This is a genomic window from Agromyces chromiiresistens, from assembly GCF_029167465.1.
Lineage (GTDB): Bacteria > Actinomycetota > Actinomycetes > Actinomycetales > Microbacteriaceae > Agromyces > Agromyces chromiiresistens.
Genome location: NZ_JARFNL010000004.1, coordinates 1,468,868 through 1,491,853 on the forward strand (window position 1 = coordinate 1,468,868; position 22,986 = coordinate 1,491,853).

19 protein-coding genes and 1 tRNA gene are annotated in these 22,986 nt (G+C 73.5%); 12 read left to right on the top strand and 8 right to left on the bottom strand.

Annotated elements, in window-relative coordinates:
- The first annotated feature begins 39 nt into the window (after window positions 1-39).
- The 6 genes from PX701_RS13995 to PX701_RS14020 all read left to right on the top strand — a co-directional run bounded on the left by PX701_RS13995 (window position 40) and on the right by PX701_RS14020 (window position 7,201).
- Entirely contained in the window at window positions 40-618 is a 579-nt protein-coding gene (locus PX701_RS13995) for a GNAT family N-acetyltransferase (protein WP_231431509.1), read from the top strand.
- Between the two features lie 76 nt (window positions 619-694).
- The gene (locus PX701_RS14000; RefSeq protein WP_275506644.1) at window positions 695-2,125 is read left to right on the top strand and encodes an amidase; all 1,431 of its coding nucleotides are present in this window, start codon (window positions 695-697) and stop codon (window positions 2,123-2,125) included.
- 47 nt (window positions 2,126-2,172) lie between these two features.
- Entirely contained in the window at window positions 2,173-3,042 is an 870-nt protein-coding gene (locus tag PX701_RS14005; protein ID WP_231431507.1) for an ABC transporter ATP-binding protein, read from the top strand.
- A 73-nt stretch (window positions 3,043-3,115) separates the two neighbouring features.
- Complete coding sequence (locus tag PX701_RS14010; RefSeq protein WP_275506645.1) at window positions 3,116-4,084, top strand: iron-siderophore ABC transporter substrate-binding protein; 969 nt, start codon at window positions 3,116-3,118, stop codon at window positions 4,082-4,084.
- Window positions 4,056-6,191 (top strand): iron ABC transporter permease, encoded by a 2,136-nt coding sequence (locus tag PX701_RS14015; protein WP_420831078.1) that lies wholly within the window; start codon window positions 4,056-4,058, stop codon window positions 6,189-6,191. Before PX701_RS14010 ends, PX701_RS14015 begins: the two co-directional genes overlap by 29 nt.
- A 71-nt stretch (window positions 6,192-6,262) precedes the next feature.
- Entirely contained in the window at window positions 6,263-7,201 is a 939-nt protein-coding gene (locus PX701_RS14020) for a siderophore-interacting protein (RefSeq protein ID WP_275506647.1), read from the top strand.
- On the opposite strand, the gene PX701_RS14025 is transcribed toward PX701_RS14020, so the two are convergent.
- The 8 genes from PX701_RS14025 to PX701_RS14060 all read right to left on the bottom strand — a co-directional run bounded on the left by PX701_RS14025 (window position 7,164) and on the right by PX701_RS14060 (window position 15,239).
- Window positions 7,164-7,586 carry a Fe-S oxidoreductase gene (locus PX701_RS14025; RefSeq protein ID WP_275506648.1) on the bottom strand — a complete coding sequence of 141 codons (423 nt, stop codon included), beginning with the start codon at window positions 7,584-7,586 and terminating at the stop codon, window positions 7,164-7,166. The genes PX701_RS14020 and PX701_RS14025 overlap by 38 nt on opposite strands.
- Window positions 7,583-9,106: a dihydrolipoyl dehydrogenase family protein gene (locus PX701_RS14030; protein ID WP_275506802.1), complete on the bottom strand. Its 1,524-nt coding sequence runs from the start codon at window positions 9,104-9,106 to the stop codon at window positions 7,583-7,585. The genes PX701_RS14025 and PX701_RS14030 overlap by 4 nt, the downstream gene beginning before the upstream one ends.
- 95 nt (window positions 9,107-9,201) lie before the next feature.
- Window positions 9,202-10,053 (bottom strand): arginase family protein, encoded by an 852-nt coding sequence (locus PX701_RS14035; protein ID WP_275506649.1) that lies wholly within the window; start codon window positions 10,051-10,053, stop codon window positions 9,202-9,204.
- 165 nt (window positions 10,054-10,218) lie between these two features.
- The gene (locus PX701_RS14040; protein ID WP_275506650.1) at window positions 10,219-10,953 is read right to left on the bottom strand and encodes a PspA/IM30 family protein; all 735 of its coding nucleotides are present in this window, start codon (window positions 10,951-10,953) and stop codon (window positions 10,219-10,221) included.
- Window positions 10,954-11,041: 88 nt separating this feature from the next.
- Window positions 11,042-13,105, bottom strand: a complete 2,064-nt coding sequence (locus PX701_RS14045; protein WP_275506651.1) for a TPM domain-containing protein — start codon at window positions 13,103-13,105, stop codon at window positions 11,042-11,044.
- Window positions 13,106-13,289: 184 nt separating this feature from the next.
- A tRNA-Arg gene (locus PX701_RS14050) sits at window positions 13,290-13,362 on the bottom strand.
- Between the two features lie 63 nt (window positions 13,363-13,425).
- Entirely contained in the window at window positions 13,426-14,619 is a 1,194-nt protein-coding gene (locus PX701_RS14055) for an ROK family transcriptional regulator (RefSeq protein ID WP_275506652.1), read from the bottom strand.
- A complete protein-coding gene (locus tag PX701_RS14060; RefSeq protein WP_275506653.1) occupies window positions 14,619-15,239 on the bottom strand; it encodes an iron ABC transporter ATP-binding protein in 621 nt (206 codons plus the stop codon). The genes PX701_RS14055 and PX701_RS14060 overlap by 1 nt, the downstream gene beginning before the upstream one ends.
- Window positions 15,240-15,277: 38 nt before the next feature.
- On the opposite strand from PX701_RS14060, the gene PX701_RS14065 reads away from it, so the two are divergent.
- The 6 genes from PX701_RS14065 to thrB all read left to right on the top strand — a co-directional run bounded on the left by PX701_RS14065 (window position 15,278) and on the right by thrB (window position 22,720).
- Window positions 15,278-16,951, top strand: coding sequence for an arginine--tRNA ligase (locus PX701_RS14065; protein WP_231431497.1), 1,674 nt, complete (start codon window positions 15,278-15,280; stop codon window positions 16,949-16,951).
- Between the two features lie 28 nt (window positions 16,952-16,979).
- Window positions 16,980-17,783 (top strand): LmeA family phospholipid-binding protein, encoded by an 804-nt coding sequence (locus PX701_RS14070; protein WP_231431496.1) that lies wholly within the window; start codon window positions 16,980-16,982, stop codon window positions 17,781-17,783.
- Between the two features lie 143 nt (window positions 17,784-17,926).
- Complete coding sequence (lysA, locus tag PX701_RS14075) at window positions 17,927-19,366, top strand: diaminopimelate decarboxylase (RefSeq protein WP_231431495.1); 1,440 nt, start codon at window positions 17,927-17,929, stop codon at window positions 19,364-19,366.
- On the top strand, window positions 19,363-20,673 hold the full coding sequence (locus tag PX701_RS14080) for a homoserine dehydrogenase (protein WP_231431494.1): 1,311 nt from the start codon (window positions 19,363-19,365) through the stop codon (window positions 20,671-20,673). Before lysA ends, PX701_RS14080 begins: the two co-directional genes overlap by 4 nt.
- Entirely contained in the window at window positions 20,670-21,779 is a 1,110-nt protein-coding gene (gene thrC / locus PX701_RS14085; RefSeq protein ID WP_275506654.1) for a threonine synthase, read from the top strand. Before PX701_RS14080 ends, thrC begins: the two co-directional genes overlap by 4 nt.
- A complete protein-coding gene (thrB, locus tag PX701_RS14090) occupies window positions 21,776-22,720 on the top strand; it encodes a homoserine kinase (RefSeq protein ID WP_275506655.1) in 945 nt (314 codons plus the stop codon). The genes thrC and thrB overlap by 4 nt, the downstream gene beginning before the upstream one ends.
- Window positions 22,721-22,986 lie beyond the last annotated feature (266 nt).

Consider the following 22,986-nt stretch of genomic DNA (forward strand, 5'->3'; position numbering starts at 1 on the left):
CGAAACCTGCTCGCAATCTCGCCGACGTAGTCTGACGGCATGCTCGAGGAGGAATACCAGGAACGCCGGGTGCTCCCGCATCACCTGCGGAAGCCCGCGCCCGTCGAGGCGCCGTTCGAGTACTCGTTGCGCGACGCCGTTCCGGCCGACCTGCCGAGCGTCCGCGAGATCTACAACCACTACGTCGCGAACTCGACGGTCACGTTCGACGAGGACCCGATGACGCTCGCCGAGTGGCGCGCGAAGTTCGTGCAGCTCGCCGACCTCGGCATGCCGTTCATCGTCGCCGAGTCGCCGACGGGGCAGCTGCTCGGCTACGCGCTCGTCGCGCCGTGGAAACCGAAGCGCGCCTACCGGTTCACCGTCGAGGACTCGATCTACCTCGGACCGGCGGCGACCGGCAAGGGCCTCGGTCGGGTGCTGCTCGGCGAGCTCATCGAACGCTCGAAGGCTGCCGGCATCAAGGAGATCATCGCCGTCATCGCCGACCAGGGCGCCGAGGGCTCGCTCGTGCTGCACGAGCGGTTCGGATTCACCGAGATCGGACGGATGGGCCGGGTCGGATTCAAGTTCGACCGGTGGCTCGGCACGATCCTCATGCAGCGTTCGCTGAAATAAGGCGGATGCCTCGCGGCCGCACCGCTCGGTCGACGGTGCCGCCGGCGGCGGGCCGGCACCGCCGTAGGCTCGGGGCATGACCGAGCTGCACGAGCACACCGCCCTCGACCAGTACCGGCTGCTCCAGGCGGGGGAGGTGTCGCCGACGGAACTCGCCGCTCACTACCTCGGGCGGGTCGAACGGCTGAACACCGAGGTCGGCGCATTCGCGACGGTGACGCCCGAGCTCGCCATCGCGCGAGCCGGCGTCGTCGAGCGCGACGTGCCGCGGTCGAGACCGCTGTGGGGGCTCCCGCTCGCCGACAAGGACCTGCAGCTCCGCGCGGGCGTGCCTGCGGAATTCGGATCGCGTGCGTTCGCGGACTTCGTGCCCGACGAGTCCGACGAGTTGGTCCGCGCCGTCGACGCGGCGGGTGCCGTGAGCCTCGGCAAGACGGCGACGCCCGAGTTCGGCCTGCCGTCGTACACCGAGGGCCTCGCCTTCCCGCCGGCGCGGAACCCGTGGAACCTCGAGCTCGGGGCGGGCGGGTCGAGCGGGGGAGCGGCGGCCGCGGTCGCCGCCGGCATGCTGCCGTTCGCCCCCGGTTCCGACGGCGGCGGCTCGATCCGGATCCCGGCCGCCGCCTGCGGACTCGTCGGCGTCAAGCCGTCGCGCGGCCGGGTGCCGGCCGGGCCGGGCCTCGCGAGCCTCGCGGGCCTCGGCGTCGCGGGTCCGATCGCCCGCACGGTCGCCGACGCCGCGCTGCTGCTCGACGGGCTGATCGCGCCGCTCGGCTATCCCGCAGCGCACCGGTACGCACTGCGCGCGCCGGGCGACGACGGGCCGTTCCTCGGCGCGGCGATCCGCGGCGAGGGGCGCTACCAGCTCGGAGTGATGACCGATTCGCCGTGGGACGACTGGGTCGAGATCTCGATCGAAGCGCCGGCGATCGCCGCGCTCGACCAGGCGATCGGCGTGCTCGACGGAATGGGCCACGGCATCGAACGGGTGCCGGCCTCGCCGGAACCGGGCTACGCCGACGCGTTCCGCACGGTCTGGCAGGCGGGTGCGGCGACGATCCCGGTCGACGGCGACCGCGAGGCGCTGCTCGAGCCGCTCACCCGCTGGCTGGTCGAGCGCGGACGCACGGTGCCCGCCCGGCAGCTCGCCGAGGCGCTCGCCTGGCTCGCGGGATTCGAGGAGCGGGTGATCCGCCGCTTCGCGTCGTTCGACGCGATCGTGACCCCGGCGCTCGCGCTGACCCCGAGGCCGGTGGGCTGGTACGACGCGGTCGACGGCGAGCGCAACTTCGCCCAGCAGGTGCAGTTCACTCCGTTCACCTCGTTCGTGAACGTCTCGGGGCTGCCGGCGATCACGGTGCCCGTCGCGGAGACCGACGACGGGGTGCCGCTCGGCGTGCAGCTCATCGGCCGACCCGGCGGCGAGGGCGTGCTGTTCTCGATCGCCGCGCAGCTCGAGCGTCGGAGCGGCCGCAGCACGCGGCATCCCGCCCTCTGGGCATCATGACGAAGCGGATTTGACGAGGTTAGGTAAGCCTCACCTATAGTGGAGGCATGCTCGGTCTCGACCTCACGATCTCCTACAACGGCACGCCAGTCGTGCACGGCGCGGAGCTCCACCTCGAACCGGGCAAGGTCACCGCCCTCGTCGGACCGAACGGCAGCGGCAAGTCGACGCTGCTGCGTGCGCTCGCACGGCTGCACCGACCCGACTCGGGGCGCGTGCTGCTCGCCGGCGGCGACGCGCACACCGTCTCCGACGGGGCGCCGGGAACGGCCGACGACCTCGCCGAGCGGGGCGTCGACGCCGCAACGCTCAGCGCGCGCGAGTTCGCCCGGCGGGTCACGCTGCTCGCCCAGAGCCGCCCGACGCCGGGCGGGCTCTCGGTGCGCGAGCTCGTCGAGTTCGGGCGCCACCCGCACCGCGGCCGCTTCATCGCGGGCGATGCCGGCGGTGCCGCGATCGTCGACCGGGCGATGGAGTTGACGGGCGTCGCGGACCTCGCGGCGCACGCCGTCGACGAGCTCTCGGGCGGACAGCTGCAGCGCGTGTGGCTCGCCGCCTGCCTCGCGCAGGACACCGGGGTGCTCCTCCTCGACGAGCCGACCACCTACCTCGACCTGCGCTACCAGGTCGAGCTCCTCGACCTCATCCGCGAACTCGCCGACGAGCACGGCGTGACGATCGGCGTCGTGCTGCACGACCTCGACCAGGCGGCGGCGATCGCCGACCGCATCGTGCTCCTCGAGTCCGGCCGCGTACGTGCCGTCGGCACCCCGGCCGAGGTCCTCGTCAGCGACGTGCTGAGCTCGGCCTACGGCATCCGGGTCGACGTCGACGTCGACGAACGCGGCTGCATCACCACGTGCCCCATCGGCCGCTACAACACCAGGCAGCGCAGTCCGCGCCTCGCCGTCGCCTGACCCGAATCCCCGACCACCCCCCATGCGCGGGCACCGCTGTGCCTGCGCGCCCGACCATGAGGAATCCTCTGCCATGAGAACACCCGCCATCGCCCTCAGCGCCGTCGCCGCGGCATCCCTGCTGCTCCTCACCGGATGCGGCACGACCGAGGCGCCCGAAGCGGCGACCGACGCCGACGCGGCGATCACCGTGACCGACGACCGCGGCGAGGAGATCACGCTCGACGCGCCCGCGGAGAAGGTCGTCGCGCTCGAATGGAACACGGCAGAGAACCTCGTCGCCCTCGGCGTCATGCCCGCGGGCGTCGCCGACGTCGCCGGCTACACGGCCTGGGTGCAGTCCGAGCCGCTCGACGAGGGCGTCACCGACGTGGGCATGCGCGGCGAGCCCTCCGTCGACGCGATCGCGGGCCTCGCCCCCGACCTCGTCGTCACCACGACCGACCTGCCAGAGACCGTGATCGCGCAGGTCGAGGAGTTCGCTCCCGTGCTCGTGGTGCGCGGTGCCGACGCCTCGAACCCGATCGGCCAGATGGAGTCGAACCTCGAGCGCATCGCCACGGCGACCGGTACCGAGGAGGCGGGCGAGGCGCTCCTCGACGGCTTCCACGCCAAGATCGACGAGGGCAAGGCCGCGATCGAGGAGGCGGGACTCGCCGGCACGCCGTTCATGATGAGCGACTCGTGGGCCTCGGGCGGCCAGGTCTCGATCCGACCGTTCACCGAGGGCGCCCTGCTCACCGCCGTCACCGAGGAGCTCGGCCTCGAGAACGCCTGGACGGGCGAGGGCGACGCCGACTACGGCCTCGGCTCGACCGACGTCGAAGGGCTCACCGGCCTCGGCGACCTGCAGTTCCTGTACATCACGAACGGCGAGGCCGACGCATACGCGGTCGACCTGGCCGACAACGCGGTCTGGAAGTCGCTGCCGTTCGTGCAGTCGGGCAACGTGCACCGCCTGCCCGACGGCATCTGGATGTTCGGCGGCCCCTCGTCGATGAACGACTACATCGATGCGGTCGTCGACACCCTCGCGGGCTGAGACGACCGTGTCGTCCGCCGCGCCGGCCGGGAGCCGTGAGCGCCCCCGGCTCGGCGCGGTCCTGCTGCTGGCCGTCGGGGTCGTCGTCGCGACGCTCCTGGCCGCAGTCCACGTCACCCAGGGGTCGTCGGGTGTCGGGCTGCCCGAACTCGTCGGCCTCATCACGGGCACCGGCGGCGACGACCAGTCGGCCGCGATCTTCCTCGCCTCCCGGATGCCGCGGCTCGCGGCCGGCGTCGTCGTCGGCATCGCGCTCGGGGTCGCCGGCCTCATCCTGCAGTCGGTCTCGCGCAACGTGCTCGCCTCGCCCGACACGCTCGCGGTCAACGCCGGCTCGTACCTCTCGGTCGTCGTCGTCGCCGCATTCGGCATCTCCCTGCCCGTGATCGGCGGCGGTGCCGTGGCCTTCATCGGCGGCCTCGCCGCCGCGGGGCTCGTGCTGGTGCTCTCGGCGAGCGGCTCGCGCGGCGCGACCGGCGGCTCCGGCGGATCGGGCGGCACCGTCCGCCTCGTGCTGGCGGGCTCCGCCATCGCGCTCGCCCTGACGGCGCTCACGACCATGCTGCTGCTGCTCTTCCCGGAGCGGACGACCGGGCTCTACGCGTGGAGCCAGGGCACCCTCGCGCAGACCGGTATCGGCCCCGCCGCGCAGCTCGCGCCGGTCGTCGGCGTCGCCGTCGCGGCACTCTTCGTGCTCGCACGCCAGTTCGACCTCGTCGCGCTCGGCGACGACACCGCGACGGTGCTCGGCGTCGACGTGCGGCGCACCCGCCTCGTCGGCGTCGTCATCGCCGTGCTGCTGTCGGCCTCGGCCGTCGCCCTCGTCGGTCCGATCGGCTTCGTCGGCCTCGCCGCGCCCGCGATCGTGCGGCTCATCGCCGTGCGGGTGCCGGGCATGCAGCGGCACGTCCTGCTCATCCCTGCGGCGGCGCTCATGGGCGTCATCGTCGTGCTGGGCGCCGACGTGCTGCTCCGGCTCGCCTTCGGCGGGGAGGCGGCCGTCGAAGTGCCGACGGGCGTCGTCACCACCATCTTCGGCGCGGTGTTCCTCATCGCGCTCGCGCTGCGGTCGCGCGCGACGAGCGAGGCCGCGAGCGGGTTCGTGATCGGCACCGGGCTCTCACGGCGGGGGCGCGCATTCGTGATCGCCGGGGCCGCCGTGCTCCTCGTCATCCTCGCGTTCGTGTCGCTGCTCCTCGGCGACGCGAAGCTGCTCGGCGGCGACGTGCTCAACTGGGCCACCGGGCAGGCGGGCCCGCTCGTCGAGTTCGTCATGAACACGCGCGCCCCGCGCGTCGCCGCCGCGATCCTCGCGGGCGCGGCCCTCGCCGTCGCCGGCACGGTCGTGCAGGCGGTCTCGCGCAACCCGCTGGCCGAACCCGCGATCCTCGGCGTGACGGGCGGCGCGGGCGTCGGCGCGGTGCTCGTCATCACCTTCTGGCCGCTCGCGAGCTTCGTCGCGGTCACGACCGGCGGATTCGTCGGCGCGGCGGCCGCGGCCCTCATCGTGTTCGGCCTGTCGCTTCGCGGCGGGCTCGCGACGAGCCGGCTCATCCTGGTCGGGCTCGGCGTCTCGGCTGCGGCCTCGGCGATGGTCGCGATGCTCATCATCGCGACCGACCCGTACAACGCCGCGAAGGCGCTGACCTGGCTCTCGGGGTCGACCTACGGGCGGACGTTCCCGCAGCTCATCCCGCTCGTCGTCGTGCTCGCCGTCGCGCTGCCCCTGCTGGTCGCGACCCGGCGCGAACTCGACCTGCTCGCGTTCGACGACGACACCCCTCGGGTGCTCGGCGTGCGACTCGGCAACGCACGGCTCGGCCTGCTCGCGATCGCGGTCGCGCTGACCGCGACCGCCGTCTCGGCGGTCGGCGTCATCGGCTTCGTCGGGCTCGTCGCGCCGCACGCCGCACGAGCCCTCGTGGGCGCCCGCCATGCGCTCGTGCTGCCGCTCGCGGCGCTCCTCGGCGCACTGCTCGTGACCGTCGCCGACACGATCGGCCGCACCGTCATCGCGCCCGGGCAGCTGCCCGCGGGACTCGTGACGGCCGTCGTCGGCGCGCCGTACTTCGTGTGGCTGCTCTGGCGCTCGCGCCGTACCGCCTGACGAACCGGCGGGCCGCTGCGCGACCCGCTCCCGCTCGATCCGACCCCGACCCCACGACAGGAGCCAGCTCCATGGCCAAGCCCGGATACCGCGTCTTCGAGACCGTCGTCGGCGAGATCCGAAGGATGTCGCCGCACTTCGTGCGGGTGACCTTCCGCGGCGATGATCTCAACGACGTCGGCTGGGACGGACCCGACCAGCGCATCAAGGTCGTCCTCCCGCTCGAAGGCGTCCCGGAGGGGGACGACGGGTTCGGCTGCTTCCCGAGGGGCGACGACTGGTTCGGCGACTGGCGCGCGCTGCCAGACGAACGGCGCAACCCGATCCGCACGTACACGATCCGCGACGCGCGCCCCGAGACCGGTGAGCTCGACGTCGACTTCGTCGCGCATGGCGACTCGGGGCCGGCATCGCGCTGGATCGCACGTGCTGAGCCGGGGGAGCGGATGCTGTTCGTCGCGCCCGATGCGACGAGCGACGAGCCGCCCGGCGGGTGGGAGTGGCACCCCGGCACGGCCGGCACGCTGCTCATCGCCGGCGACGAGACGGCGGTGCCGGCGATGAGCGCCATCCTCGCGCAGCTTCCGGCATCCGCGCGCGGCGCCGCGTTCCTCGAAGTGCCCGCCGCGGGCGACGTGCTCGACATCGAGGCGCCGCCCGGGGTCGTCGTGCAGTGGTTGCACCGCGGTGGCGACGAGCACGCTGAAGCGACCTACGGTGCCCGGCTCGTCGAGGCGGTCCGAGCCTGGGCCGACGACGAGCTCGGCGCTCGGGGCGCCGCCCGGGCGGAGGCCGCCGCCCCCGCCGATGCCGAGCTGCCCGCACTCGCCGACGACGAGATCCTCTGGGAGGTGCCCGAGGCCACGGCCGACGACGGCGTCTACGCCTGGCTCGCCGGCGAGGCGACGGCGATCACGACGCTCCGCCGCCATCTCGTCAAGGGCCTCGGCGTCGACCGCCGGCGCGTGGCCTTCATGGGGTACTGGAAGCTCGGCCGCGCCGAGGGGTAGCGCGCAGGTAGCCGCCCGCCTCGAGCCCGGCTTCGATCTCGAAGCGGTTGCGCAGCGGATCGCGCCCGGCGATGAGGTAGAGCACGGGCAGCAGCATGCCGTACTTGCGCCACTGGGCCTGGTGCACCGCCTCGTGGCTGAGCACCCGGTCGCCGTCGTTCGACCCCGTGAGGTAGCACCCGCCGACGCACGACCCGCCGCGACCGTAGGTCCACTTCGGCATGCCGGTGAACACGACGAGGCCGTTGCGGACGGTCACGGGGCCGGTGCTCCAGAGGAAGCCCCACGTGAAGCCGACCGCGGTCGCCCACCAGTAGCCGAGGCGGCTGATCCGCGAGTCGGTGAGTCGCACGCGGAGGGTGCGACTCGATGCGGGTGCGGTCATGCGGCGGGCTCCTCGTCGGTCGTCCGGGTGCGTCGTGAACCCCGCGGTTCCCCTCCCGCTGCGGCCGCGACGCCCTGTTCGGCCGCCTCCGGACGGCCGAGGGCCTCGAGGAGCCGAAGCCAGACCTCGCTCATCGTCGGGAACGCGGGAACGGCGTGCCACAGCCGGTCGACCGGCACCTCGCCGACGATCGCGATCGTCGCCGGATGCACGAGCTCCGCGACGTCGGGCCCGACGAACGTGGCGCCGATCACCGTGCCGAGCTCGCCGTCGACGACGAGCCGCGCCCGACCGGTGAAGCCGTCGGCGTGGATGCCCGCGCCGCTCACGGCGGCGAAGTCGACGTCCGCGACGCGGACGTCCCGTCCGGTGCGACGGGCGGCCTCGGCGGTCATGCCCACGGCCGCGCACTCGGGCTCGGCGAAGACGATCTCGGGAACGGCCGAGTGGTCGGCGGTCGCGGTGTGCGCGCCCCACGGCGCGAGGTCGAGCGGGCGACCGGTGGCGCGTGCGCCGATGAGGTCGCCGACGGCGCGGGCCTGGTACTTGCCCTGGTGCGTCAGGAGCGCACGGTGATTGACGTCGCCGACCGCGTACAGCCACGGCGTCTCGTCGTTGACGGCCGCCAGCACGAGCAGGCTGTCGTCGACATCGAGCCAGGCGCCCGGCTCGAGCCCGACGGTCTCGAGCCCGAGCGAGCCGGTTCGAGGGCGTCGGCCGGTGGCGACGAGCACCTCATCGGCGACGAGCTCGTCGCCGTCGTCGGTCGTGATGCGGACCGCCCCCTGCTCGTCGCGGGCGACGCGCACGGGTTCGACGCCGAGACGCACCGTCGCCCCCAGTCCGCGCAGCCCCTCGGCCACCGCCTCGCCCACGAAGGGCTCCATCGCACCGAGCAGCCGGTGGCGGGCGAGCAGCACGACCTCCGTGCCGAAGCCGGCGAAGGCCGTGGCCGCCTCGACCGCGACGGCGCCGCCGCCGATGATCGCCAGGCGGCGCGGCGGACGCTCGACCGACGTCGCCTCCCGGCTCGCCCACGGCGCGGCCTCGACGAGTCCGTCGACCTCCGGGATCAGGGGATCCGACCCGGTCGCGACCACCACCGCATGTCGGGCCACGAGGGCGAGGTCCGAACCGTCGGGGCGCTCGACGACGACCCGGCGCGGCCCGTCGAGCCTGCCGTGTCCGCGTTCGAGCGCGATGCCGACGCTCTCGAGCCACCCGACGGCGCCGTGGTCGTCCCAGTCCGAGACCCACTCGTCGCGCCGGCGCAGCACCGCCGGCACGTCGAGCGCGCCGGTCACGGCCTCGGCCGCGCCGGGGACCCGTTGCGCCGCCCGCAGCGCCGCGGCACTCCGCAGCAGGGTCTTCGACGGGATGCACGCCCAATACGAGCATTCGCCGCCGACGAGTTCGTGTTCGACGAGGACCACCTCGAGTCCGGCCGCCCTCGCCCGGTCGGCGACGTTCTCGCCGACCGGCCCGCCGCCGATCACGACGACATCCGTCTCGCGCTGCATCCCCGTCATCGGCGCCTCCCGTCGCGGCCGCAGTCGTCCTTCGCCACGGCCGACGAACCCCAGCCTAGGCCCGCCCGGGGGCAGGTCGCCGCGGATCAGGAACCCTGACGGCTGCCCGACGTCAACGCCCCGACGAGGCGCAGGATCGTCGGCAGGTCGTCGACCGCCGTCTCCGGACTCGCAGGGGTGAAGCCCGCGATGGCGGCACCCGCGAGCGGGAACCGGCCGGCCACCTCGCGCAGGAGGGTCGCGAGCTCCGCGGCTCCGACACCGAACGGCATCGGGTACGAGAGTCCCGCGAGCGCCGACGGGTCGAGCACGTCGAGGTCGACGTGGACGAAGACGTGCGAGGCCCCCGTCGCCTCGAGCTCGCCGATCACGACGGTCGGGTCGGAGAGGTCCTCGACCGTGAGCACGGGGATCTCGTGCTCGTCGATGAACCGGCGCTCCTCGTCGTCGATGGCGCGCACGCCGCCGAGCACGAGCCGTGCGGGGGGCACCCGGGTCGCCTCGTCGAGCGCGAGTCCGTCGGCGCCCTCGCCGGTGATGGCGCGGAGCGCCATGCCGCCGAAGCCGCCCGACGGCGAGCTCTCCGGCGTGTTGAGGTCGGGGTGCGCGTCGAGCCAGAGCACGGCGAGGTCGCCACCGGTGCGTTCGACGGCGTGGGCGACGGCGGCGAGCGAGGTGCCGCAGTCCCCGCCGATCGTCAGGGCCCAGTCGGGCACGAGCGCGAGCGCCTCGGCCGCCGCATCCCGGACCCGCCGGATGGTGCTGTAGCGACGAACCCCGGTGCCGAGCGATTCACCCGCTTCGACCGGCACGTCGACGGTGACGGTCGCGGAGCTCGGCAGGTCGCCGAGGATCGCGGCCGCGCCGTCGGCGAGGCTCATCGCACGGGACGACACCGAGCCCTGCCAGAGCGGGACGACGACGAAGGTTGCTGGCATGCCTTCCAGTATCGCGCCGCCTGGCGCCGCACGACCAGCGCGACGGCCGATGTCGCCGACCATCGGGGGCGGGCCACACGATCGCATCGGCGGCCGACGGCTCCGACGACGGGGCGGATGCCTCGGGGCCGACCCCGAGGCATCCGCCCCGTCGCTCGTCGTGCGTCAGCCGCCGATGGCGCCCTGCGAGCCGCCCGCCTTCAGCGCGGCGAGCCGCGCGTCGACCTCGGTGAGCTCGCCGAGGTCGTCGAGCTCGTTGAACTGGGCGTCGAGGCTCGACGCAGCGAGCTCGGCCTGTCCGCGAACGACGGCCTCCTCGCGCCGGATCTTGTCCTCGAAGCGGCCGATCTCGCTCGTCGGGTCGAGGATGTCGATCGACTTGACGGCGTCATGCACCTGCTTCTGCGCCTGCGCGGTCTTCGCCCGGGCGACGAGCTCCGATCGCTTGTTCTGCAGCTGGACGAGCTTCTCCTTCATGCCGTTGAGGCCCGCCTTGAGCTTGTCGACGACGTCGGTCTGCGCGGCGATCTGCGGTTCGGCGGCCCTCGCCTCGTTCTCCGACGAGATCTGGCGACTGAGCGCCACCTTCGCGAGGTTGTCGAACTTGTCGGCGCCCGCGGCATCGCCAGCGGCGCGCAGCTCGTCGCCCTTGCGGCTCGCGGCGACCGCCTTCTCGCCCCATTCGCGGGCGGCCTCGACGTCTTCGCGGTGGTCGTCCTCGAGGAGGCGCAGGTTGCCGATCGTCTCGGCGATGGCGGCTTCGGCGTCGGCGATCGAGTTGGTGTAGTCGCGCACCATCTGGTCGAGCATCAGCTGCGGGTCTTCCGCCTGGTCGATGAGCGCGTTGATGTTGGCTCGCACAAGCTGCGAGATCCGTCCGAAGATGGACTGCTTGGTCATGGTTACTCCCTCGTTCGTTGGCTGGTTTCGGTCGTCGGGCGGCCTGGGCGGCCGTGGGGTGATGCCGTGCTCGGCGATGCGTGGCGGTTCAGAATCGGCCTCCGCTTCCGCGGCGGCCGCTCGAGCCCGAGCCGCCGAAGCCGCCGCCGAATCCGCGCGATCGGCCCGAGCCGCCGAAGCCGCCGAACCCGCCCGATCCCGTGAACCCGCCGAACCCGCCCGAGCTGCGGGAGCCGCGTGAGCCGCCGCCCATCGAGCCGCCGATGATGCCGCCGATCACGGCGGCGAGCAGTTCACCGCCGTCGACGCCGAAGTCGCCGGCCCCGCCCTGGTCGAAGCCGCCGACGTCCTGCTGGGCGATGGCCAACGCCGAGGCGGCGAGCTGCTGGGCGCGCTCGGCGGTGGCGAGTGCGGCGGCGGGGTCGGTCGGTGCGGTCTGTTCGGCCTGCACGATGAGGCGGCCGGCCTCGGCGAGGCGGGTGCGCGCGTCGGCGCCGACGGCGCCGCGCCGGGCGACCATGTAGTCCTCGGCCGACTGCGCCTGGGCCCTCGCGGCCTGCAGCGTCCGCTGGAGCTGCGTCCCGAGCTTCGCCGCTGCAGCGGCGGCGTCGCGGGCACCCTGGATCGCACCGTCGATCTCGGCATCGGCCTTGGTGAACCGCGCCTGGAGCTCGATCGGGTCTCGCCCGGTCGCGGCGACCGCGGTTCGCAGGGCGGATGCCTCGGCGGCGACCCGTTCGGCGACCGCAGCCGCGTCGGCGCCGAGCGAGCGGGCCGTCTCGACGTCGGCATCGAGCTCGTCGACGCCCGCCGCGACCGTCCGGTCGGCCGCGGCGAGCTCGTCGGCGAGCCGGTGGACCGCTGCGGCGAGGAGCTTCGCCTGGTCGACTGCCGCCTCGGCGGTCCGGATGCCGAGTGCGGCGGGGCCGGACTCGCCACGGGAGAGCGCCGCCGTCGCCTCGGCCAGCGTCGTGCGGGCGAAGGCCATGCGCGCCTCGGCCTGTGCCGGGTTGTCCGCGACCGGCGCGAGCGCCGAGGCGGCGTAGACGCCCTGCAGCTCGGCGAGCCGCTGCCCGGCGGGTGCGATGCCGGCTTCGACCGTGCCGGCGAGGGCGTCGACGCGGGCGAGCGCCTCCGGGGCGTTGCGCTCGACGTCGCGCAGGGCGTCGAACTGCTCGACCTGCGCGTCGAGGATGCCGTCGGCCTCGCCGGCGAGTCGGGCGATGTCCTGATACCAGCCGCGACGTTCGTCGTCGGTGTCGGGCTCGGCGTCGTCGAGTCGCTGCTGCAGTGCGAACGCCTCGCCGAGCTTCGCCTTCGCCTGGTCGAGCGCGGTGCGGAAGTCGGCCGTCGCCTGCTCGCCGAACGACGCGACGGCGAAGCCGAGCTCCTCCTCGCTCGTCCGCACGGCGTCGTCGGCCTCGACGAGCGCGGTGCCGGCCTGGCGCCGCAGCTCGTCGATCGACGGTGCCGGCGGTGCCGGCGGTGCCGACGGGGTTCCGGGCTTCCCGGAGCCGGCCGCAGCGCGCCGCTTGCGACGGGCGAGGACGAACCAGACGATGAGGACTGCGGCGCCGGCGATCACGAGCAACCAGATCGCGCCCGTGCCCCCGCCCTGTCCCGTCGACGGCTCGTCACCGGGATCGGCTCCGGGCGCGACCGGACCGCCGTCGGCGTTCGCGTCGGCGATCGCCGACGCGCCGGCGATCGCGGCGCCGGCCCAGTCCTCTGCGCGGAGCTCGGGTTCGATGACCTGCGTCGAGATGCGCTGCAGCTCGGCGTCGCTCAGTGCGGCGTCGCTCGAGGCCGAGAGGTAGTACTGCCGGCCGTCGACCGCGACCGCGAGCAGGTAGTCCTCGGTGCCGAGGCCGTTGTCGATCGCCGTCTGCTCGGCCCACGCCTCGGCCGTCGCGGGATTCGTGAACTCGCCCACGTAGGCGACGAAGAGCTGGCGACCGCTGCGGTCCGCGAGGTCGCCGAGCGCGCGCTCGACGTCGTCGAGGTCGCCGCCGAGCACCCCCGCCTCGTCGACGACGGGGGAGGAGCCGAACGAGACCGGGTCGTCAGCCCACGCGGCGCCCGCGCCCGACAGGGCGACCAGCGCTCCCGCGACCATCGCGACGATCACGGACCACGTGCGCTTCGAACGCATGCACCAGCGCCTTCCCCACTCCGAACGGACGAGTCCGAGTCTATGGCGGGGCGTGGCCGATCGTCCATGCGGTTGCATCGGGCACGGCGGCCGTGGTCGGCGGCCGGCGGCGCATCCGCTTCAGGGGCCCCGGAACGCATTCGAGCGGGGAGCCGGAACCGGCTCGACCCGCTCGATCGCAACGTGCCCCCGGAGGGATTCGAACCCCCGACCTACGGTACCGGAAACCGGCGCTCTATCCCCTGAGCTACGGAGGCGCACAGTTGAAAACCCTACCATCATCCGGGCCCCGTCGACGCCCGTCGACGAGCCCTCGGGGGTCAGGGCAATGCGAGTCGCGCGACCGTGCCGAGCAGGTCCTCGCGCACCTTCGCGGTGACGAACGCGGTCGTGCCCTGCAGCACGGCGTCGCCGTCGACGTGGGTGGCCACGACCTCGGGGTACCAGCGGCTGAGACGCCGGATGTCGCGCTCCACGGCCTCGGCGAGGCGGCTGCCGCCCACCGCCGCCGTCGGCCCGGCGAGCACCACGAGTCCCGGGTCGAGCATCGCGAGCACCGGCAGGGCGATGTGCGCGATCCGCTCGCCGAGTTCGTCGACGATGGCGTCCGTCGCGTCGCTCGCGGCGACCGCGGCGAGGAGCCCGGGGAAGTCGTCGGCCTCGACGCCGTGCGCCGCCGCCAGCCGGCGCAGGCCGATCGCCCCCACGAGGTCGCCGCTCGTCGTGGCTCGGTCGTCGAGCTCGCGCGCCTCGGCCGACAGCGGCAGGAAGCCGATCTCGCCCGCGCCGCCGAACGTGCCGCGGTAGAGGTCGCCCGCCACGTCGAACGAGGCGCCGACGCCGTTGCCGAGCCAGAGCAGCACGAACACGTCGCGGCCCTCGCCGGCTCCGGTCTCGCGCTCGGCGACCGCGGCGAGGTTCACGTCGTTCTCGATGTAGACGGTGACGCCGAGCGCCGCCTCGAGCGTCGCCCGCAGACCGGTCGTCGGCCAGCCCGGCAGGGTCTCGCTGAACAGCGCCCCCTCGCCGCCCGGGTCGACGTAGCCCGCGGTGCCGATGCCGACGGTGTGGACCGCGGCCGGGTCGGTGCCCGCCGCCGCACTCGCCTCGAGGATCGCCCGGCGCACCTCGTCGACCGCCGACCGCTCGCCGACGTCGCCCGGGAGCCCTATGGTGACGAGCGGCCGATCGCTGCCCGCGGCGTCGACGACCCGTGCGCGCAGTTCGAAGGCGTCGATCGCGATGGCGACCCCGAGCGGCCGATCGATGCGCGCCGCGTACAGGGTGGCGTTGCGGCCGGGGCTGCCCGCGACCTGGCCGCGCTCCTCGACCACGCCCGCCGCGATCAGCCGGCTCATCATCATCGATGCCGTCGGCTTCGAGACGCCGACGAGCTCGCAGATCCGGTTCCGCGTCAGCGGGCCGTGGTCGAGGAGGGCGGACAGGCCGACGCGGTCGTTGACGGCTCCCAGCCAGGAGGGAGTGCCCTGCGTCTGTCGCGTGGGCCCGGCCATCACGCGGCCTCGAGATTCGCGATGACCGCGCTCACGAGCGTCTGGGCGTCGCCCGGCTCCACGAGCTCGGTCGAGGCGATCACGATCCAGTAGGGGCCCGTGAACACCTGCGCCTCGCCGTTCTCGCCCGTGCGCTCGAAGTACCCCTCGACGTCGGGCGGCGTGCCGTAGGTCGGGACCGGGTGCGACGAGAGCGCTGCGTCGTTCTTGCGCGCCTCCAGGGCCGACTCCGGCGGCGTGGCGACGGCGACCTCGATGAGCGCGCCGTTCGTCTGGTTGACGAGGCCGCACGTGGTGCCCGCCTCGTCTGCGACGCCCGTGATGCCGTCGGCCTGCGGTTCATAGCCGGGTGCCGGGCTGTAGTTCGGGTTGAAGGCGTAGACGTCGTCGGGGGTGAGCAGCACGTCGCACGCGATCTCGAACGGGGTGGCGGGCTCCTCGGTCGGGACGGGGCTCTCGCTCGCGCCGGGCTCGGGCGCCTCGGACGCCGGGGGAGGCGTGGCGGAGCCGCTGGGATCGGGAGCGTCCTGGGCGCACCCGGTGAGCGCGAGCGCGGCCGCCGCGACGATCACCGCGAGGACGGTCGGGCGGTGACGGAGCGGGTGGGGCGAGCGCGGCATGTGACGAACCTTATCAATGAGGCGGATAGGATTTGCGGGTGACTCCCGCCGATCTCGCGAACGCCCTGTACGACCTCGTCCTCGCCCTGGTCGAGCGACGTCGTGCCGCCGGCGTCGAGGTCGACCTCCGGCTCGAGCCGGGCGACGTCGTGCTCGAGCGACCGAAGCTCCGCGAGCACGGCGACTGGGCGTCGTCGATCGCCCTGCGCATCGCCAAGCCGCTCGGAATGAACCCGCGCGAGGTCGCGGGCGAGCTCGCGCCCGCGCTCGCCGGAATCGACGGCGTGGCCAGTGCGGAGATCGCGGGCCCGGGCTTCATCAACATCCGCCTCGACGCCGCGGCCGCCGGGGCGCTCGCGAAGACGATCGTCGAGCAGGGCGCCGACTACGGGCGCAGCGACTCGCTCGCCGGCTCCGTCATCAACCTCGAGTTCGTCTCCGCGAACCCGACGGGGCCGCTCCACATCGGCCACACCCGCTGGGCCGCACTCGGCGACTCGATCAGCCGCGTGCTGCGCGCAGCCGGCGCCGAGGTGGCGAACGAGTACTACATCAACGACGCCGGCAACCAGATGCAGATCTTCGGCGCCTCGGTGCTCGCAGCGGCCAAGGGCGAGCCGACCCCGGAGGGCGGCTACCCGGGCAGCTACATCGCCGACCTCGCCGCCCGCGTGCTCGAGCGCGAGCCGAGGCTCGCCGAGTTCGAGCACGATGTCGCCCTGCACACCGCGACCGAGATCGCGTACGAGCTGCAGCTCGCCGAGATCAAGGCCTCGCTCGAGCGCTTCAACGTGCACTTCGACGTCTGGACGAGCGAGCGCCGACTGCACGCGAAGGGCGACGACGGCCTCAGCGACATCGACACGGCGCTCGCCCGGCTTCGGGCGCAGGGCCACGTCTACGACGCCGACGACGCGGTGTGGGTGAAGACGACCGACTTCGGCGACGACAAGGACCGGGTGTTCGTGCGCGGCAACGGCGTGCCGACCTACTTCGCGGCCGACTCCGCGCTCTACCTCGACAAGGGGGACCGCGGCTTCAAGCACAAGATCTACCTGCTCGGTGCCGACCACCACGGCTACGTGCACCGGCTCAGGGCCCTCGCGGGCGCCGCGGGCGACGACCCCGAGCGCGATGTCGAGGTGCTCATCGGCCAGCTGGTGAGCGTGAACGGCGCCCGGCTGTCGAAGCGCGCGGGCAACATCATCGAGCTCGACGATCTCCAGGCGTGGCTCGGCACCGACGCGCTGCGGTACACGCTCGCCCGGTACCCGGCCGACTCGCCGCTCACGATCGACCCCGAGATCCTGCAGCGTCGCGGCAACGACAATCCCGTGTTCTACGTGCAGTACGTGCACGCCCGCACGACGCAGCTCGCGCTGAACGCGCAGGCGTCCGGCGTCGACCGTTCCGCGTTCGCGCCCGAGCTGCTCGAGCACGAGACCGAGTCGGCGCTGCTCGGCGCGCTGCAGGAGTTCCCGCGCATCGTGGCCCAGGCGGCCGAGCTGCGCGAGCCGCACCGCGTCGCTCGCTATCTCGAGGAGCTCGCGGGGCTGTTCCACCGCTGGTACGACAACTGCCGCGTGCTGCCGCTCGGCGACGAGCCGGTGGGCGACCTGCACCGCACCCGTCTCTGGCTCAACGACGCGACCGGCCAGGTCATCCGCAACGGCCTCGACCTGCTCGGCGTCTCGGCGCCCGAGCGCATGTAGCACTCCGCATCCGAACGAGGGGGCACCGATGAGCGACGAGCAGCCGACGATCCCACTGGACGTCGAAGACCCGGAACCCGCGCCCCGCAAGCGCCTCGGCCGAGGGGCGAAGATCGGCATCGTCGTGGCGGCGGTCGTCGTCGGCCTCGTGGCGATCGCCGTGGTGGCCGACGTGATCGCGCGGGGCGTCGCCGAGCAACGGGTCGCCGAGGAGATCCGTGCGAACCTGCCCGACCAGGTCGAAGGCGACGTCGACGTGACGATCGGCGGCTTCTCGGTCATCGCGCAGTACCTCTCGGGCTCGATGGACGAGGTCGCGCTCAGCGCACCCGACCTCGAGGTCGACGGCGCGCCGATCGATGCGCAGGTCACGTTGCAGCAGGTGCCGGTCGACCTCGCGTCGCCCGTCGGGCACCTCACTGCGACCGTCTCGACCGACGAAGCCTCGCTCAACCGGCTGATCGACGTCCCGGGTGCGACCGGCACCGTGACGCTCGGCGACGGGACGGTGGGCTACGAGGGCAGCGTCGAGGTGCTCGGCGCCCCCATCTCCTATCAGGTCACCGCGGCGCCGACCGCCGCGGGCGACCGGATCCTGCTCGAACCGGTCGGCGTCGAGGTCGGCGCGGGCGGTGCATCGTTCGACGTGTCCGGGCTCATCCAGCGGCTCATCGGCGACGACCCCGTGCCGGTGTGCGTCGCCGAGCACCTGCCCGAGGGCATCGAGGTGACGGGCGTCGCGGTCGCACCGGGCGCGGTGCGGGTCGACCTCGCGGGCGACGACGTCGAGCTCGACGGCGATGCGCTCGGCCGCACCGGCCACTGCGACTGACCGCCGATTCGGCCGGGCCCGCACGCCTCGGTAGACTCGCGGGTAGTCCGACCCACAAGGTCGGCACGCATCAGGCTTCAGGGACCGATCCGGGTTCGCTCGCCGCGAGCGACCGTCGATTCGTTCCCTCCTGTGAGGTTCCCGTGGCATCCGTTCCCGCAGACCCCGGCGCGCAGCGCGCGCCGGCCGACGTCAACGCGCTCGTGCCGCAGGTCTGGCCCGCGAGCGCACGTCGCGACCCCGCGGGCCGCATCGAGATCGCCGGCCTCGACGCCGTGTCGCTGGCCGAGCGGTTCGGCACCCCCCTCTACGTCGTCGACGAGTCCGAGGCGCGTTCGCGCGCCCGACGGACGCGGCTCGCGTTCGAGGCGGCGGCACGCGCGGCGGGCACCGATGTGACCGTCTATTACGCCGGCAAGGCGTTCCTGTCCGGCGAGGTCGTGCGCTGGGTCGTCGATGAGGGGCTGGCGGTCGACGTCTGCACCGGTGGCGAGCTCGCGGTCGCGCTCGCAGCCGGGGCCGAGCCCGCCCGATTGGGCTTCCACGGCAACAACAAGTCGCTCGCCGAGATCGCCCGCGCGGTCGAGGTGGGCGTCGGTGCGCTCATCATCGACAGCGAGGTCGAGATCGAACGCGTCGCGGGCGCGGCGGCGCGCGCCGGGCGCCGGCAGCGGGTGCGGCTGCGGGTCAACAGCGGGGTGCACGCGTCGACGCACGAGTTCCTCGCAACCTCGCACGAGGACCAGAAGTTCGGCGTGCCGCTCGAACGCGCGGTCGAGCTCGGCGAGCGCATCCGCGCGCACGACTCGCTCGAGTTCCTCGGGCTCCACTGCCACATCGGCTCGCAGATCTTCGACGCCGAGGGCTTCGCCGAGTCGGCCGCCCGGCTGCTCGCCGCGCACGCCGACCTCTCGGCCGTCGAGCCGCTGCCCGAACTCAATCTCGGCGGCGGGTTCGGCATCGCCTACACGGCCGCCGACACCCCGCAGCCGATCGAGGAGATCGCCGACGGGATCGTCGCCGCGGTCGTCGCGGGGTGCCGCGAACGGGGCATCGCAGTGCCGCGGCTCGCGTTCGAGCCGGGCCGGTCGATCATCGGCCCCGCCGGCGTCACGCTCTACACCGTCGGCACTGTCAAGCCCGTGCCGATCGAGGGGGGCGCACGGCGCTACGTGAGCGTCGACGGCGGCATGAGCGACAACGCCCGCACGGCGCTCTACGGCGCGGCGTACTCGGCCAGGGTCGCGAACCGCGTCTCCGACGCCGCCCCCGCGCTCAGCCGGGTCGTCGGCAAGCACTGCGAGGCGGGCGACGTCGTCGTCGACGTCGAGCACCTGCCGGCCGACACGGCGCCCGGCGACCTCGTCGCCGTCGCGGCCACCGGCGCGTACTGCTGGTCGCTCGCCTCGAACTACAACCACGTGCCCCGCCCGCCCGTCGTCGCCGTGCGCGACGGTGAGGCCCGCGTCATCGTGCGCGGCGAGTCGATCGACGACCTGCTCGCCCGTGATCTCGGGCTCGAGGCACCCACCGTCGCGACGAGGACCGTCGCGACGAGCACCGTCGAAGGGAATCCCGCATGATCGAGTACCGGTCCATCCGAGTCGGACTGCTCGGGGCGGGCTCGGTCGGCTCGCAGGTCGCACGGCTGCTGCTCGACCATGCCGACGAGCTCGCGCAGCGGGTCGGCGCGCGCCTCGAACTCGTCGGCATCGCCGTGCGCGACCTCGGGGCGCGGCGCGACACCGACCTGCCCGCCGAGCTGCTGACGACCGACGCAGAGGCCCTCATCCTCGGCTCCGACGTCGTGATCGAGCTTATGGGCGGCATCGAGCCCGCCCGCACGCTCGTGCACCAGGCGATCGCCTCGGGCGCCGACGTGGTCACGGGCAACAAGGCGCTGCTCGCCTCCCACGGCCCCGAGCTCTTCGCCGCGGCCGAGCAGGTCGGCGCGCAGCTCTCGTACGAAGCCGCGGTCGCCGGGGCGATCCCGATCATCCGGCCGCTGCGGGAGTCGCTCGCGGGCGACCGCATCGAGCGCATCCTCGGCATCGTGAACGGCACGACGAACTTCATCCTCGACCGGATGGACCAGACCGGCGCCTCCCTCGAGGACGCGCTCGCGACCGCGACCGAGCTCGGCTACGCCGAGGCCGACCCGACGGCCGACATCGGCGGCTACGACGCAGCGCAGAAGGCGGCCATCCTCGCGAGCCTCGCGTTCCACACGAGCGTGCCGGTCGAGGCCGTGCACCGCGAGGGCATCACCGGCGTCTCGGCGGCCCAGGTCGAATCGGCGCGCCGGGCCGGGTACGTCGTGAAGCTGCTCGCGATCTGCGAGCGCCTCATCGACGCCGAGACCGGCGACGAGGGCGTCTCGGCCCGCGTCTACCCGGCGCTCGTTCCGCGCAGCCATCCGCTCGCCGCCGTGCACGGGGCGAACAACGCCGTGTTCGTCGAGGCCTCCGCCGCAGGGCCGCTCATGTTCTACGGCGCGGGCGCCGGGGGAGTGCAGACCGCCTCCGCCGTGCTCGGCGACCTCGTCGCCATCGCCCGGCGCCGGGTCTCGGGCGGGCCCGGCACGGCCGAGTCGACGCACGCCGAACTGCCCCTGCTGCCGATCGGGCGCATCACGACGCGGTACGCGATCACCCTCGAGGTCACCGACGAACCGGGCGTGCTCGAGCAGATCGCGCGCACGTTCGCCGAGCACGGCGTCTCGGTCGAGCAGCTGCAGCAGACCGTCAGCGAGGGGTCGCGGCGCGCGACGCTCGTGATCGGCACCCACGAGGCCACCGAGTCGGCGCTCGCCGACACGGTCGCCTCGCTCGCCGAGAGCCCCGTCGTCGCCTCCGTCGCATCCGTCCTCCGAGTCGAAGGAGCCCAGTGAACACCCCGAACCCGACGCCCACCCCCAAGCCCGGCTCGCGCCAGTGGCGCGGTGTCATCCGCGAGTACGCCGACCGTCTCGACGTGACCGACGCGACCCCGATCGTGACGCTCGGCGAGGGCGGCACGCCGCTGCTGCCGGCCCCCGCACTGTCGCGTCGCACCGGCGCGGACGTCTGGGTGAAGTTCGAGGGCATGAACCCGACCGGCTCCTTCAAGGACCGGGGCATGACGATGGCGGTCACGAAGGCCGTCGAGCACGGGGCGAAGGTCGTGATCTGCGCCTCGACCGGCAACACCTCCGCATCGGCCGCCGCCTACGCGACCCACGCCGGCATCGGCGCGGCCGTGCTGCTGCCCGAGGGCAAGGTGGCGATGGGCAAGCTCAGCCAGGCGATCGCGCACGACGCGAAGCTCATCCAGGTGCAGGGCACGTTCGACGACTGCCTCGACATCGCGCGCGACCTCGCCGCGAACTACCCCGTGCACCTCGTCAACTCGGTGAACAACGACCGCATCGAGGGCCAGAAGACCGCGGCGTTCGAGGTCGTCGAGGTGCTCGGCGACGCACCCGACCTGCACGTCGTGCCGGTCGGCAACGCCGGCAACTACACGGCGTACACGCGCGGTTACCGCGAGGACATCGCGGCGGGCAACGCGACCCGGATGCCGCGCATGTTCGGCTTCCAGGCCGCGGGCTCCGCGCCCATCGTGCGCGGCGAGCCCGTGCGCGACCCCGACACCATCGCGAGCGCGATCCGCATCGGCAATCCGGCGTCGTGGGAGCTCGCCCTCCAGGCGCGCGACGAGACCGACGGGTACTTCGGCGCCACCGAGGACGCCGCGATCCTCGAGGCGCAGCGCATCCTCTCGGCCGAGGTCGGGATCTTCGTCGAGCCGGCCTCGGCGATCTCGGTCGCCGGCCTGCTCGAGCGAGCGGCCGCCGGCGCCGTGCCGCGGGGTGCGCGCGTCGTGCTCACGGTCACCGGCCACGGCCTGAAGGACCCGCAGTGGGCCCTCCGCACGGCCGACGGCTCCGACGTCGAGCCGACGGTCGTGCCGGTCGACACCGCACAGGTCGCCGCGGCGTTGGGACTCGCCTCATGACGGGCACGCTCGTCGCCGACGCGACCACATCGCTCGTCGGCCGTACCGTCCACGTCAAGGTGCCCGCCACCTCGGCGAACCTCGGGCCCGGCTTCGACACCCTCGGGCTCGCCCTCGCGCGCTACGACGAGCTCGAGGTCTCGGCGACGCCGGCGGGCGTCGAGGTCGAGGTGCACGGCGTCGGCGAGGGCGAGGTGCCGCTGGACGCGTCCCACCTCGTCGTGCGCGCGATCGCGCACGCGTTCGAGCGCGCGGGCGTCGCGCTGCCCGGGCTGCGGCTCGTCGCGCACAACGCGATCCCGCACGGCCGCGGCCTCGGCTCGTCGGGCGCGGCGATCGTCGCAGGGGTGATGGCGGCGAAGGGCCTGCTCGACGGGGTCGTCGACTTCTCGGCCGACGACCTGCTCGAGCTCGCGACGGAGCTCGAGGGCCACCCCGACAACGTGGCGCCGGCGCTCTTCGGCGGACTCACGATCGCGTGGGTTACCCCCGAGGGACCCCGCCACAAGAAGCTCATCGTGCACCGCGGCGTCTCGCCGCTCGTGCTCGTGCCCGAGCACGAGATGTCGACGGCGCTCGCGCGTTCGCTGCAGCCCGAGCAGGTGCCGCACGAAGACGCGGTCTTCAACGTCTCGCGCTCGGCGCTGCTTGTCGCGGCGCTCATCCAGAGCCCCGAGCTGCTCTTCCAGGCCACGGAGGACAAGCTGCACCAGCACTACCGCGCGGCGGCCATGCCCGAGACCGACCGGCTCATCCGGGCACTGCGCGAGGCGGGACACCCAGCCGTCGTGTCGGGTGCCGGCCCGTCGATCCTCGTCCTCGCGAACGACCCGAGCGCCCGAGCAGCGGCGATCGACCTCGTCGAGCGGACGGCCGACACGGTGTGGCAGGCGCTGCCGCTCGCGGTCGACTTCAAGGGCGCGACGGTCACCGCCGCCTGAGCCGCGCTGCCCGCCGACGGCCGGCACGCCGCGACGTGCGTCGCTGCTGCTCGGTCGCGCTCGTCGCAGTCGGATGCCTCCACGCGATGTTTCTCCACAACGGGGCGTCGCGTGGCAGGCTGGGCGGCCGCACGGTGTTAGACTGACTGCGCACCCGGCGGGTGAAGCGGCTGATACGTCAGACCCGACACCGCTCACGAGCCGCATCGTGCAATTCCCGGCAATCTCTTGCTTTCGCACTTGCGCAGTCTGCGCCGCGCGCGCCG

Excerpts from the sequence above, each read along its gene's own strand:
- PX701_RS14070 (WP_231431496.1), top strand. The coding sequence starts at position 16,980 with ATGAGCGACGAGCAGCCGACGATCCCACTGGACGTCGAAGACCCGGAA.
- PX701_RS14060 (WP_275506653.1), bottom strand. The coding sequence starts at position 15,239 with ATGCCGCGCTCGCCCCACCCGCTCCGTCACCGCCCGACCGTCCTCGCG.
- PX701_RS14010 (WP_275506645.1), top strand. The coding sequence starts at position 3,116 with ATGAGAACACCCGCCATCGCCCTCAGCGCCGTCGCCGCGGCATCCCTG.
- PX701_RS14035 (WP_275506649.1), bottom strand. The coding sequence starts at position 10,053 with ATGCCAGCAACCTTCGTCGTCGTCCCGCTCTGGCAGGGCTCGGTGTCG.
- PX701_RS14045 (WP_275506651.1), bottom strand. The coding sequence starts at position 13,105 with ATGCGTTCGAAGCGCACGTGGTCCGTGATCGTCGCGATGGTCGCGGGA.
- PX701_RS14020 (WP_275506647.1), top strand. The coding sequence starts at position 6,263 with ATGGCCAAGCCCGGATACCGCGTCTTCGAGACCGTCGTCGGCGAGATC.
- PX701_RS13995 (WP_231431509.1), top strand. The coding sequence starts at position 40 with ATGCTCGAGGAGGAATACCAGGAACGCCGGGTGCTCCCGCATCACCTG.
- PX701_RS14015 (WP_420831078.1), top strand. The coding sequence starts at position 4,056 with ATGCGGTCGTCGACACCCTCGCGGGCTGAGACGACCGTGTCGTCCGCC.
- PX701_RS14080 (WP_231431494.1), top strand. The coding sequence starts at position 19,363 with ATGATCGAGTACCGGTCCATCCGAGTCGGACTGCTCGGGGCGGGCTCG.
- PX701_RS14030 (WP_275506802.1), bottom strand. The coding sequence starts at position 9,106 with ATGCAGCGCGAGACGGATGTCGTCGTGATCGGCGGCGGGCCGGTCGGC.
- PX701_RS14040 (WP_275506650.1), bottom strand. The coding sequence starts at position 10,953 with ATGACCAAGCAGTCCATCTTCGGACGGATCTCGCAGCTTGTGCGAGCC.
- PX701_RS14055 (WP_275506652.1), bottom strand. The coding sequence starts at position 14,619 with ATGGCCGGGCCCACGCGACAGACGCAGGGCACTCCCTCCTGGCTGGGA.
- PX701_RS14025 (WP_275506648.1), bottom strand. The coding sequence starts at position 7,586 with ATGACCGCACCCGCATCGAGTCGCACCCTCCGCGTGCGACTCACCGAC.
- PX701_RS14000 (WP_275506644.1), top strand. The coding sequence starts at position 695 with ATGACCGAGCTGCACGAGCACACCGCCCTCGACCAGTACCGGCTGCTC.
- thrB (WP_275506655.1), top strand. The coding sequence starts at position 21,776 with ATGACGGGCACGCTCGTCGCCGACGCGACCACATCGCTCGTCGGCCGT.
- PX701_RS14005 (WP_231431507.1), top strand. The coding sequence starts at position 2,173 with ATGCTCGGTCTCGACCTCACGATCTCCTACAACGGCACGCCAGTCGTG.